Annotated in this window: 7 protein-coding genes and 1 pseudogene; 7 read left to right on the top strand and 1 reads right to left on the bottom strand. The window is 69.5% G+C overall.

Translation table 11 applies throughout. From position 1 onward, the window contains the following. Nucleotides 1-82: 82 nt before the first annotated feature. A pseudogene (locus tag OG884_RS07630) lies at nt 83-1488 on the bottom strand (IS1380 family transposase). Between the two features lie 48 nt (nt 1489-1536). Between OG884_RS07630 and OG884_RS37425 the strand changes: the two are divergent. From OG884_RS37425 to OG884_RS07600, 7 genes are all read left to right on the top strand, one after another. After that, on the top strand, nt 1537-1863 hold the full coding sequence (locus OG884_RS37425) for a tetratricopeptide repeat protein (RefSeq protein ID WP_442811716.1): 327 nt from the start codon (nt 1537-1539) through the stop codon (nt 1861-1863). Beyond that, nucleotides 1860-2429: a GNAT family N-acetyltransferase gene (locus tag OG884_RS07625; RefSeq protein WP_326646874.1), complete on the top strand. Its 570-nt coding sequence runs from the start codon at nt 1860-1862 to the stop codon at nt 2427-2429. The genes OG884_RS37425 and OG884_RS07625 overlap by 4 nt, the downstream gene beginning before the upstream one ends. Nucleotides 2430-2730: 301 nt before the next feature. After that, complete coding sequence (gene drmA, locus OG884_RS07620) at nt 2731-6651, top strand: DISARM system helicase DrmA (protein ID WP_326643545.1); 3921 nt, start codon at nt 2731-2733, stop codon at nt 6649-6651. Then, on the top strand, nt 6651-8582 hold the full coding sequence (locus OG884_RS07615) for a DUF1998 domain-containing protein (RefSeq protein WP_326643543.1): 1932 nt from the start codon (nt 6651-6653) through the stop codon (nt 8580-8582). The genes drmA and OG884_RS07615 overlap by 1 nt, the downstream gene beginning before the upstream one ends. Further along, nucleotides 8579-9343 carry a DISARM system phospholipase D-like protein DrmC gene (gene drmC, locus OG884_RS07610; RefSeq protein WP_326643540.1) on the top strand — a complete coding sequence of 255 codons (765 nt, stop codon included), beginning with the start codon at nt 8579-8581 and terminating at the stop codon, nt 9341-9343. Before OG884_RS07615 ends, drmC begins: the two co-directional genes overlap by 4 nt. A 146-nt stretch (nt 9344-9489) precedes the next feature. Next, entirely contained in the window at nt 9490-11139 is a 1650-nt protein-coding gene (locus OG884_RS07605) for a serine/threonine-protein kinase (RefSeq protein WP_326643539.1), read from the top strand. A gap of 58 nt (nt 11140-11197) precedes the next feature. Continuing rightward, on the top strand, nt 11198-13303 hold the full coding sequence (locus OG884_RS07600) for a UvrD-helicase domain-containing protein (protein WP_326643538.1): 2106 nt from the start codon (nt 11198-11200) through the stop codon (nt 13301-13303). Nucleotides 13304-13343: the final 40 nt, after the last annotated feature.

Raw genomic sequence — 13343 nt, 5'->3', positions numbered from 1 at the left:
CGGGCTCGGGGGCGGGGTTCGTGCGCGAGGGCGCGGGTGACCGTGGAGGTCGAGGGAAGAGTGGTGGCAGGGCGGGGACGGGTCAAGCCGCGCGGATCGGTGGCAGCCGGTGGACGGCTTGGAAGAGGTTCATCCATGCGTGCCGCCAGTGCCAATACCGGGGAAGATGCAGGGTGAGGTGGCCCCGGCCGTGCCGGGCGATGCGGGCGGGCACGCCGATGAGATGGCGGCGCAGGGTGGCGCCGCGCGCCTTGGCGTGAAAGGTTCCGGCCAGGCAGCCGGCCGCGCGCAGCAGGTTGTGGCAGATCGCCGCCAAGGTCAGCCAGGCGGCGTTGGCGGTGAACACGCCCGAGGGCAGGTGCGCTAATGGCCCGTCGATCAAGTCCGCGTTGACCTGCTCGATGACCGCGTGATCACGGTGTTGTTCCTCGGCCTGCCCGAGGGCGTACGGACTGTCGGTGAAGATCGCGTGATAGCGGTAGAGCGGGAACGGTTCCTCTGGCCGGAGCCCGGTCTGCGAGTTGAGCCGTTTGACCCGGCGCACGATCAGCCGGGCGGTGATGGCCTGGCCCTTCTTCGCGGCGAACGCCGTGTAGGCGACCTCCGCGATCTCGGCGTCGGAGATCCAGCCCCCTGCTTGTTCGTCGAAGATGGCGTTGGGGTATTTGATCGCTGTCCAGGCGGTTTCGTCGATCGCCGCGATCGCGGCTTGATCTTGGGGTCCATTTTGGCGGTGACGGAGAAGCGCACGTCGTTCGTGTGGCAGGCGTTGATCACGCCTGCGGTGTAGAACGCCGAGTCCCCGCGCATCATCAGGGTGGCGCTCGCGCCCGCTGATCGTGCCGCGCCGATCGACTCACGCACGAACCAGGCCGCGCCGCGGGCGGAGTTCGCGCTTCCGCCGCGCAGCCGGGTGCCGGTCACCACCGGGGCGGCCAGCGGTGTGGACAGTGTGGAGGCCAGCACGTTCAGTCCGCGCACCAGCACGCCCTTGCCGCCGATCTTGGTGTGGCCGAACCCCGATCCTTGCTTCTTGTAGCCGTAGGTACGTCGCTGCATCGAGTCCACATCGAGGAAGGCGAGCACGTCCGCGCCGGGCAGCAACGGCGTATGGGCGGCCAGCCGGGCCAGCAGCAGGCGGGCCACTTTCTCGATCTGCCGGACGTTGCCCCAGGCCAGGCACCGCAGGAACGATCCCAGCGTGGACGGTGCGCGGATACCGGTAAACAACGTGTCCATGCCGCCGTGGCGCAGTGCGTCCAGATCATCGATGCTGTCGGCCCCGCAGGCCATCCCGGCTACGATCGAGCCGATCTTCGCCGCCGGGTTCACGCCGTCCCGGCCGGTGGGAGTGACGTGCTCGCCCGCCAGGTCGCTCAGGCCGCACCGCTCGGCCAACCGCATCACCGGCCCCAGCCCGCCGTACGCGACTACACGCTCCTCATCGAAGATCGCATGGGTCTTGGCAGAGTCGTGGAACAATTGCACTTGAGAGGTGTCCTCTCGATCAAGGTGGCGGAAGCCTGAAGAACTCCCATCATCCCAGGTCGGAGGGCACCTCCTCTCATTTCAGGATCTTCAGTTCAGAATCGGCTCGGTGGATCCAGGCTGAAGGAGTCAGGCTCGTATGAGGAGTCACGGGCCAGCTACCGGCTCGCGCTGGCAACGTTCGGCACCTTCGAAGACAGGCTCAACGAGTCGCGTGCCCTGATCGGTGTCGGGGAGGCGTACCAAGGAATGGGGCAGCGGGGAGAGGCCCGAGCTTATTTCGGCAGAGCGGCTGCGCTCCTTGAGAATCTGGGCGATTCGGATGCCGCTGACCTTTGGGAGAGGATCGGCCCGTTGAACGACTCCGGCTTATGACAGGACCGCACGAGTCGGCGGCCTCCCTCCGTGCCGGTGGCAGAGAACTGGCTGTTTCCTGGCACGCCTCCATCCGGAGGCTGCATGACGAGATCTTCCTCCGGCCCCCCTTTCTCTTTGGGGAGCGGGCGGCGCAGGAGCATGAGGACATGCTGACCACGATCCGGGAAGACCTCACCTTCGGGATCTCCGTCGCGCTGTCCGGTACGGACGTCGTGGGTTTCACGTACGGACATCGCCTGCTGACAGACCACAGGTGGTGGGAGAGGTTCACGACTCCCGTACCCTCCGAGGTCACGCGAGAGTGGGATGGGCGGACCTTCGCGCTGATCGACATCGGGGTGAGCGAGCGGTGGAGGGGGAGAGGCATCGGCCGTCGCCTGGTCGACTCCCTGCTCGGTCCGAGATCGGAATCCCGCGCGGTGCTTTCGGTGCAGCCGGACGCGGCTCAGGCGCACGCCTTCTATGTAGCTTTGGGCTGGCAGCTGATTGGTAGAAAAGGTCCGATACCAGGGGCTGTGCCGCCGTTCTGGGATATCTACTGCCTTGATCTGATGGCCGACTGATCCTGTCCGGTTTTCTGCCGGTTATATCGTTCTCGTCCGGTCTGATCGGATGCATGCGACGACGGTCCATGGAGAATGCCGTCAGGTGTCGGTTATCGCGATTTGTGTCTGTTTTCTTCTGAGTGTCATGCCAAAAGCCGAGCTAAATCTGTTCTAATGAACGGCTAAAGAATGAGCTCTGCGAGAGGTATCGGCGGGCGTGATCAACGACCAGGAAGACCTTTTTCCGGATTTAGGTGACAAACAGCAAGGGCTCGACTTTGTAGTCGAAAAATCGGATAAACCGGTTAAAAAGGAACAGGTGCCTCCTGGTCTGGACACCTCGCAGGCGTTCGAGCAGGGCACGTCCTTCCAGGTGCGTGACGCGTTCGAGGAGCTCGTACGGCGTGACCTGCTCGGTCCGTGGGACGGCGACGGCGAGGAACTACCGCGTGGGACGTCCGGGCCGCGGGAGCGCTACCTCGTCGGAATGCTCGGCCCGAAACCCTCGCACCGGTCGGCCCGGGAGGACGCGGGAGAGATGCCGGAGACCGAGATCGGGGTCGAGGGTGACGGCGCCGAGGGTGAGCTGCCGGAGGTGCTCACCCCGCAGAACCTCGGCCGGATCTGGGCCTCGTCCATGGGACTGTCCTTCGCGGTGCCCGGCGAGGTCGACGCACTCGCCGTCGTCGCCTCCTGGGGGCGCTACACCAAGACCGAGACCATGATCGAGGATGCCAAAGGCAGGGAACGCACCGCCTCGACCTGGACGCGCAAGCAGGTGGACCACCGGAAAACGGTCCGGCTCGACGGTGAGCCGTCGCAGCGGATTCCGCTCACCATGGAACGTGCCGAAGACCCGGGTGTCCTGCTGGCGGTGGCGGTCCGGCCGCAGCGGGACGGCCGCCGGGTCGTCGAGCTGACGCTGATCAACCAGCAGATCGAGCCGGAACGCACCCCCGACGTCGCCTGGCTGTTCCAGGCCGGACTGACCGTGACCGCACCCGGCACCGATGTCCTCGTCCCCGCCGACGGCGACGCCGCGAGCGGCAACATCACGGCCGCCACGGCCGCCGCCGCCACCGCCGCCACCGCCGCCGATCCCCACGCCACCCAGGCCGCCGATGTCTTCCTGCCGATCGATGACCCGGTGGACGACCTGGAGGCGGTCGGCGACGACCTGGAGGAGCGGCATCTGCGGCTGCTCTACCGGCACGAGCGCCGCTACGCCTCCGGTCGCAACGTCGCCGTACACGCCGAGGTCGCCCAAGGGGAGCGGTGCGCGCGGGAGCTGCGTACCACCTGGTTGCCCGCCTACGACGTGCCCGCCACCGTCGCCCCGGTCGGCAAGGGGACCGCACTGGCCGAGGTCGAGCTCTCCATGGACGTCCTGGCCATGGCCTCGCCGGAGGATCTCGCAGCCGGGCTGCACCCGCTCGCGGACGGATACGCCGCCTGGCTGGACGGGCAGCGGAACCGGATCCCGGATCTGCCCGAGCCGCTTCGCGAGGTGGCCAAGAACGCGGTGTACAAGGCGGAGCAGGCCGCGAGACGGATCCGCGACGGGGTCGAGCTGCTCACCGACCCCGGGCGGGACCGCCACGACCAGGCGCTGGCCGCGTTCCGGTTCGCCAACACCGCGATGGCCGCGCAGCGCCGCCGAACCACGGTCGGGAAGCTCCGCGACGAGCTGGGGCTGAGCTACCCGCAGGCCATGGCCAAGGTGGAGGCACAGGGGGAGAGCGCCGCGTCGTGGCGGCCGTTCCAGCTCGCGTTCGTGCTGCTCAACCTGCCGTCGCTGACCGACCCCGAGCACGCCGAGCGGGCCGCCGACGCCTCGGCCACCGTCGACCTGCTGTTCTTCCCGACCGGCGGCGGCAAGACCGAGGCGTACCTCGGCCTGACCGCCTACACCTTCGCGATCCGCCGCCTGCAGGGCACGGTCGGCTCCGGGGCCGACGCCCGCGACGGTCGGTCCGGGGTGTCGGTGCTGATGCGCTACACCCTGCGGCTGCTCACCGCGCAGCAGTTCCAGCGGGCCGCCGCCCTGGTCTGCGCCGCCGAGGTGCAGCGCCGCGCGGACCCGGCGACCTGGGGTGAGGAGCCGTTCCGGATCGGCCTGTGGGTGGGCGGTGCTGTCTCCCCGAACTGGTTCACCGAGGCGGCCGACCAGATCCACGAGGCCAGGGAGGCGCCGGCCGGCCGCAGGACCAACGTGCTGCAGACGCTGACCTGCCCGTGGTGCGGAGAGAAGTTGACCGGGGATCGCAATCTCTTCACCGACGATGACCGCAGGAGGGTGCTGCTCTACTGCGGCCGGGGCCGGGAGGGCGAGGCCGACCCCTGCCCGTTCTCCCGGATCGGCGAGGACCGGATGCTCACCTCCGAACTGGACGACGCCGAGGAGATCGCCGCGCGCCGGGACGGGATGCCGATCCTCACCGTCGACGAGGAGATCTACCGGCTGGTCCCCAGCCTGGTCATCGCCACCGTCGACAAGCTGGCGCAGCTTCCCTGGCGGGGGTTCGCCGGTCACCTGTTCGGCCGGGTCAGCCAGCGGTGCCCCCGGCACGGCTACCGCCACACCGACCTGGACGAGCACGTTAAATGCGGTGCGAAGCACCACGCCAAGGGGAAGCTGCCCAAGGTGGTCAGTCGCCCGGTCCTCCGGCTCCGCACGCCGGACCTGATCATCCAGGACGAGCTGCACCTGATCTCCGGCGCGCTCGGCACCACGGTCGGCCTGTTCGAGGCGGCCGTGGACGAGCTCTGCACCTGGAGCCCCCGCCCCGGGACCCTGACCGGGCCGAAGATCATCGCCTCCACCGCGACCACCAAACGGGCCGAACGCCAGGTGCTCGGGGTCTTCGGTCGCCGGCTCGCGGTGTTCCCGCCGCAGGTCATCGACGTCACCGACACCTTCTTCTCCCGGCAGGTGCCGCTCACCGAGAAGACGCCCGGCCGCCGCTACCTCGGGGTCTGCGCGCATGGGACGAGGCTCAAGTCCGCCGAGATCAGGCTGGCGGAGATCCTGTTCCTGGCCGGGCAGACCATGTTCGACCGGTACGGCGAGCCCGCCGACCCCTATATGACGGTCGTCGGCTACTTCAACGCCACCCGCGAGCTGGCCGGCATGCGCCGCTATCTGGACGACGACGTGACCACGCGGATCCGGACGCACGGCAGGCGCAAGGGGATCGCCAACCGGCTCTCCTCCCCGGCAGACCTGCTCACCGTGGTGGAGCTGACCTCCCGGATCTCCTCAGGAGACATCAGCGAGGTGCTCAAGCAACTGGAGATCGGCTTCGACCAGGAGACGGACACCTCGGGGCGCCGGTACGCGATCCGCGCGGAGTGGGCCGACGTGCTGAAGGAGAAGAACAAGGAGAAACGCCGGAACGCCCATCCGCTGGCCGAGCGTCAGCGGCGGCGCGGCACGGGTCGCCAGCCGGTGGACGCGGTGCTCGCCACCTCCATGCTCCAGGTCGGTGTGGACGTCTCCCGGTTCGGGCTGATGGTGGTCACCGGGCAGCCCAAGAACACCGCCGAGTACATCCAGGCCTCCTCCCGCGTCGGCCGCGACGCCGAACGCCCCGGTCTGGTGATCACGCTCTACAACTGGTCGCGCCCCCGCGACCTGGCGCACTACGAGGACTTCGAGCACTACCACGCCACGTTCTACCGCCAGGTCGAGGCGCTGTCGGTCACCCCGTACACTCGCCGGGCGCTGGACCGGGGCACCGCGGCCATGTTCGTCGCCGCGGTGCGCAACGCCGAGGAGTCGTACTCACGTAACCGGGACGCCGAGGAGGTGCCGCTGTCCGGGCCGGTCGTCGGCCGGATCGTCGACCGGCTGCTGACCCGCGCCGAGGCGGCGGGCGACGTCCGCGCCCGCGACTACCTGGCCGAACGGATCAAGGTGGTGACCGACTCCTGGGAGCAGGCCAAGGGCAGCGCGGCCCGGCTCGGCTACGAACAGCGCAAGAGCACCAAGCAGGAGATCGTGCTCGGCCTGCTGAACCGGGCCGGCAACGGCCGGTGGGACGCGCTGACCGTCGGCAACTCGATGCGCGAGACGGAGAACGAGCTCAACCTGCTGTTGCCGGGCAGCGGTGACATCTTCGCCGTGCCGTACGGGGCACCGGCCTGGACGTTCCAGCCGTCGGACGCTGACGGCACGGGCGTGGAGGTCCCCGAAGGGGACGAGATGGGCGTGTCCGAGCTGAACGGGAAGGGCAAGTAATGGCCGACTCCGCACCGTACCTGCGCCGGGTGGGGGCCGTGCGCCCCAGCCACCTGATGTTCACCTCCGGCGTCGGCTCCATCGTCGACCTGCCGAACTTCTCGGTGCTGGTCAGAGGGTTGGACGACTGGCGGTACGACAGGCTCGGCGACACCCCGCAGGTCATCATCGAAGCCCGGCTGCTCGCCGCCGTGCAGGCGATCCTCGGCAAGACCGTCGGAGAGCTCAAGCCCGCTCCCTGGCTGCCCGGAACCGATACCAAACCCAAGGGAGAGGCCGCCAGGGTCGGTGTGCCGGTCATGCCGTTCCCGAGCTGGATGCGCTGCACCGCTTGCAACCTGCTGGCGCCGATCGACACCCAGGCGTTCGGCTTCAGGAACGACAAGCCGAGCAAGCCGCACGAGGCCAGGTTCTTCCACGAGTGCGGACGCGGCAACAAGGAACGCCTGGTGGTCGGCGCCCGTTTCGTGCTGGCCTGTACGGCCGGGCACCTGGACGACTTCCCCTACCTGGAGTTCGTGCACCGAGGCCAGAAGTGCGCCAAGGCGCCCAAGCCCAACCTGCGTATGGAGGACTTCGGCGGCAACATCGGGGCCAACGTGCGGATCACCTGCCAGCGCTGCGGCGAGGACCGTAACATCCGCGAGGCCATGGGGCGCAAGGGCAGGGCCGAACTGCCGGGCTGCCGGGGCCGCCACCCGCACCTGGGCACGTTCGCCGAGAACGGCTGCAAGCAGCAGCCGCACCTCGTCGTGGTGGGCGCCTCCAACCAGTGGTTCGCGCAGCCCCTCTCCGCGCTCGCCGTACCCAAGCCGGGCGCGGACGAGCTGGACGCCAGGGTCGAGCAGTTCTGGGAGAGCCTCCAGCATGCCCCCGGGGTGGAGATCTTGGAGTACATGCGCCGCGTGGCGCCGCTCTCCCACGAGTTGGCGAAGTGGCCCGACAACGAGGAGGTCTGGGCGGCCATCGAGCGACACCGCGACAAGCTGGAGGCAGCGAGCGGTGAGGTGCAGGGACGGCTGGACCTGCTCACCCCCGAATGGCAGGTCTTCTCCGCTCCCACGCTCCCCGAGCCGACCGACGACTTCACCCTCCACCGGCACCCGGACGGCGTACCCAGCCTGCTGAAGGGCTACTTCGCCGACGTCATCCAGGCCGAGCGGCTGCGCGAGGTCCGCGCGATGATCGGTTTCACCCGGCTGGACGCCCCCGACTTCGAGGACCCCGAGCTGGTGACCCGGGCACCGCTGGCCCGCTCCAAGCCCACCTGGGTGCCCGCGAGCGAGGTACGCGGCGAGGGCATCTTCCTGAAGCTGTCCGAGGACCTGTTGACGGCGTGGGAGGGGCGGGTACGCGCCTCCTCCTTCACGGATGAGCACAGCGGCCAGACGCGGTCGGTCCCACACGAGCACCGGGAGGCGTACGGGCGGTTCCGCGACCACCGCTACTCCGACCGGATCCCGTTGGGGTTCGACAGGTACCGGGGCTGGCCGGACCTGCGCTACTACGCCCTGCACACGCTCTCGCACCTGCTGATCCGCACGATCGCGCTGGAATGCGGCTACAACTCCGCCAGCCTGTCCGAGCGGATCTACGCCGGCACCGAGGACGACCCGCGCAGCGGGATCCTGATCTACACGGCGGTGCCGGACGCAGAGGGCACCCTGGGCGGGCTGGTCTCGCTCGCCGAACCCGAGGAACTGGTCCGGCTGACCCGCCGCGCGCTGTCGGAGGCCAGGCACTGCTCCTCCGACCCGCTCTGCGCCGAGCGGCTGCCCCGGGCACCCGAGGACTTCCTGCACGGCGCCGCCTGCCACGTCTGCCTCTTCGTCTCCGAGACGACCTGCGAACGCGGCAACCGCTTCCTGGACCGCAGGTTCATCGTGCCCATCGGCGACCCAGACCTGGCCCTCTACCCCGAGATCCCGTGACGCCGGACTCTCCCTTCGCCCAGGTGGCGGCCGATGCCGTCGCCCGGCTCGGACCGGTGCGAGTTCGCACGCTGGCCGAGCGGATCTCAGGGGACGGACCACGCTCGGCGATCCCCTCGGCCGTTCCGGCCCCCGGATTCGCCGAGGTGGCGCGGGCCGTACTGGCGGCGCAGGAAGCCGAGGGGATACCGGACGGGGAGGCCGCGGCGTACCTGCGGGGTGTCGCCGACGGGTACGCGCGGCACGCCGCCGCCCACCGGGTCGAAGCGGTGTGGAGCGGGCCGGGCACCCATTCTGTGCCGGTCCGGTCCACCGCGCAGGTCCTGGTGGACGTCGTGAACGAGGCGTCGCACGAACTGCTTCTGATGACCTACTCCGCGAAGCCGTACCCGCCGCTGCTGGACGCACTGGCCGAGGCGGTGCGGCGCGGAGTCTCGGTGATGGCCGTCGTCGAGACCCTGCGGGGCGCGGGCTCCGCGCTGGGCGGCGCCGAGCCGGCGGCGGCGTTCGCGTCGGTCCCCGGGGTCGAGCTGTGGCACTGGCCGACGGCCAGGCGGGACGGGCAGGGGGCGAAGATGCATGCCAAGCTCGCCGTCGCCGACCGGCGGGTGCTGCTCGTGTCGAGCGCCAACCTCACCCAGTCCGGGGTCGCCAGGAACATCGAGGCCGGGCTGCTGGTGTACGGCGGTTCGACACCGTCGCGGGCGGCCGAGCACATCGCCGAACTACGTGTCAGGGGCGTACTGGAGCGGTTGCGGTGAGCCGGGGATTCCGCGGTCTCACCGGTGAACATGTACGTTCTCCGGAAACCCCTTGGTGATTGTTAGGAAATACCAAAATTCTCCGTGGAAGGCGGGCCGTTGTGGGCAGGCGGACAATTGTCGGAGATCGCTATGAACTGGACCCGGTGTCCCGTCAGGCGGGCGGTATGGGGGAGGTCTGGTTCGGCTACGACAAACGTCTGGATCGGCCGGTCGCGGTCAAGTTCATCCGGATCGACAGGCAGACCGACGGCAGACCCGATGACGAACTCACCAAACGCTTCGTGCGCGAGTCGCGGATCACCGCCCGGCTGGAACATCCCGGGGTGCCCGTCGTCTACGACTGCGGATCGCATGGCGAAGAGCTGTACCTGGTCATGCAGCTCGTCAACGGCTGCCCGGTCTCCTCGCTGCTCGACGAGACCGAGGTGCCCGTCGCCTGGGCGGTGGCGATCGCCGCCCAGGTGTGCTCGGTGCTGGCCGTGGCCCACGCCAACTCGCTGGTCCACCGTGACCTCAAGCCGAGCAACCTGATGCTCTGCCCCGACGGGACGGTGAAGGTGCTGGACTTCGGCATCGTCGCCGCGCTCGGTTCCAACGCCGTCACGAAGCTCACCGCGACGGGCATCGTGGTGGGCAGCCCCGATTACATGGCGCCGGAACAGGCGATGGGCGAGGCCACCAGCCGGCGGAGTGACCTGTACTCCCTCGGTGTGGTCCTGGACGAGATGCTCAGTGGGAAGAACCAGTTCGCCGGTCCCACGGCGCTGGCCTCGATGCGCAACCACACCGACGTTCCTCCCCGGCCGCTGCGTACCAGGAGACGAGAGGTGCCGGAAGGGCTGGAGCGGCTCGTCCTGTGGCTGCTCGCGAAGGAGCCGGAGAAGCGGCCTCCCAGTGCCGACGTGGTCTACCGGCGGCTGATGGACTTCTGCCGCGACCTGCCGGCCTTCCCCGGTTATGTGAACCTCGGCGCACCCCACCCGGTGCGGATGTACGCGGCCGTCGTGGGCCGGATCGCCGCCGAGCCGCCCGCAGCGGGGCCGGTCGCGGTGGTGTCGGTCGGCGTGAGGCCGGTCGGATCGGCGACCGGCCCCGCCGCCGATCGGCCGCTGACCGGGAAGGCACGGCCCGAGCGGCTCCGGGACGGGGCCGGGGCCGAGTCGCCCCGGCCCGGGTCGCCCCGGGACGCCGGGGGTCGCCGGGGCGACGCCGGGCCGGCGGCCGGGCAGCGTGATGCCGGGCAGGAGGCCGTCGCGTCCGCCAGAAAAGACGCCGAGGCGCTCAAGGCCGAGTCGAGGTTCACCCAGGCCGCGGACGTGCTGGCGGAGGCGGTGGAACCGGCCGTCCGTGCCCTCGGGCCCAAGGACTCAGGTGTGATCGACCTGCGAATCGAACTGGCCGACGCGCTGTTCCTCGGCGGGGACTACCGGCGGGCCGCTCCCGAGTTCGGCAGGCTGGTGGCCGACCTCGCCGACCGGGAGGGGCCCGAGCACGATCTCGTACTGCGCTGCCGCCTGATGGAGGCGAACTGCCACGCGGCGGTCGGCGAGACGAACCTGGCCCTGGCCCAGCTCGGCGGGCTCCTGGACGACGAGAGACGGTTCGGCGTCGACGAGGAACGGATGCTGGAGTTGCGGCGCCAGATCGGGCTTCTCGAACTCGGCTCCGGCAGGAGATCGCGGGCGAAGGTCACGCTGAGCGACCTGCTGCGGGATCTCGAAGGTAGATACGGCTCCCGCCACCCCACCGTCGAAAAGGTCCGGGAAATCCTGGAAAGCCTTGATGGCCGATAACCAGGGCGAGCATTCTTGTAGGTCGCTTCCACAAATGAGAACCTCCGGAGGACACGGCGTGCCGAAGCTCGGAATCGACAAGGACTTTCTCCGTGACTTCGGAAAGCTCGACCGATCCGTCCAGGACCGCGTCACGGAGATCTTCGCCAAATTCGAGCAGGCCACCCATGCCGGACTGCATCTGGAGAAGCCGAACAACGCGCGTGACCCCCGGTTCCGGACGATTCGCATCGACAAATTCTGGCGTGGGGTCGTGCTCGCGCCCGAGGCCGGTGACTCGTTCACGCTGCTGAAAGTGCTGCCGCATGACGATGCCTACACCTGGGCGCAGCGCCGCAGGGCATCGGTGAACACGGCGACCGGCCGCATCGAGATCAGGGATGGCGCGGCCATCGACGCCACCCTGCCGGAACTGGCCAGGATGGCGGATCGGGCGCCGCGGCGGCTGTTCGACGACGCGGGCGACGCCGACCTCAGGCGACTCGGCGTCGACGAGCAGACCCTGGCCTTCGCCAGGGCGCTGACCGACGTGGTGCAACTGGAGGCCGCCAGGTCCTTCCTGCCGCGGAACCAGTGGGACGCCCTCTACGGGCTGGCCGCGGGCATGACCCCCGAACAGGTGTGGGCCGAACTCGGCGCCGGCGCCGGGCGTGAGCCGTATGACACCGAGGACATCACGGCGGCCGTCGAGCGCACCCCCGAGCAGGTCGTACTCGTCGACGGCCCGGATGAACTGATGGAGGTGTTCCGTCACCCGTTCGCGCTCTGGAAGGTCTATCTCCATCCGGCGCAGCACCGGGTGGCGTACGCGGCCTTCGGCGGACCGGCCCGCGTCACCGGCGGCCCCGGTACCGGTAAGACGGTCGTCGCCCTGCACCGCGCCTGCCATCTCGCGCGCCAGGGCGCCGGCCCGGTGCTGGTGACCACCTTCACCTCGACGCTGTCCGCCTCGCTGGAGGCCGGGGTGCGACTGCTGACCGACTCACCCGAGGTCCGCGACCGCATCGTCGTGCGGCACGTCGACCAGCTGTCCTACCAGGTCTTCGCCGAACGGCACGGCCGCGCCGCCATCCTCCGGGACAAGGAGGAGAAGGACATCTGGCGGCGGATCGTCAAGCAGCTCGACGCGCCCTTCACCGAGACGTTCCTCGCCGAGGAGTGGCGGCACGTGGTGCTCGCCCAGCAGGTGACCAGCGCCGCCGAATACCTGAAGGCCAAGCGGGAGGGGCGGGGCCGAGGGCTGGGCTCCCGGCAGAAGGCCCAGGTGTGGCAGGCGGTGTGGGAGTTCGAGGAGGAGCTGCGACGGCGGCGCGTCTGGACATACGAGACGATCTGCGTCGAGGCCGCCCGGTTGCTCCGCGAGCGGCCGGAGCGGCCGTACCGGCACATCGTCGTCGACGAGGCGCAGGACCTGCACCCCGTCCAGTGGCGGCTGCTCCGCGCGGCCGTGTCCGAGGGGCCCGACGACCTGTTCATCGCGGGTGACACCCACCAGCGGATCTACCAGAGCCGGGTCTCGCTGCGGGAGCTCGGCATCGGGGTCGCGGGCCGTTCCACCCGGCTGACCATCAACTACCGGACGACCGCCGAGATCCTCGCCTGGAGCCTGGGCATGCTGCGCGGCGAGCGGATCGACGACATGGACGGCGGTCTGGACGCCGGCCTGGACATGGTGGCCGGCTATCGGTCACAGGTGCACGGCCGGCCGCCGGAGCTCCGCGGTTTCCGCACCCAGAAGGACGAACTGGACGCGCTCGCGGGCAAGATCGGGGAGTGGCTGGACGCGGGTGTGGCACCGGGGGAGATCGGCATCGCGGCCCGGTCCAACATGCTCTCCGACTCGGCGATCACCGTGCTGGAGCGAGCCGGAATCCCGGCGCGGTCGCTGGCCAAGGCCCCGGACGCCGAGGACGCGGTCCGGTCCGGGACCATGCACCGGATGAAGGGGCTGGAGTTCCGCTGCGTGGCGATCATCGGTCTTTCGGAACACCAGGTGCCGTCGTCGAGCGCGGTCACCCCGGTTCGGGAGGATCCCCTGACGCACGCGCAGGATCTGCAGCGTGAGCGCTGCCTGGTGTTCGTCGCGTGCACCCGGGCGCGGGAGCAGCTCCACCTCTCCTGGCACGGAACGGCCAGCCCGTTCCTGGCCGGCTTCGCCACGTGACTTTCAGTAAAAGATCAAGTGCAAGCCGTACGGCGACAGT

This window comes from Streptosporangium sp. NBC_01755, assembly GCF_035917995.1.
Classification (GTDB): Bacteria; Actinomycetota; Actinomycetes; order Streptosporangiales; family Streptosporangiaceae; genus Streptosporangium.
Note: the sequence above shows the minus strand (reverse complement) of the source record. Positions and strands in the feature narration are given on the sequence as shown.

Bases quoted from the DNA above. Each gene is read 5' to 3' on its own strand.
- OG884_RS07625 (WP_326646874.1), top strand. From the start codon at position 1,860: ATGACAGGACCGCACGAGTCGGCGGCCTCCCTCCGTGCCGGTGGCAGA.
- OG884_RS07615 (WP_326643543.1), top strand. From the start codon at position 6,651: ATGGCCGACTCCGCACCGTACCTGCGCCGGGTGGGGGCCGTGCGCCCC.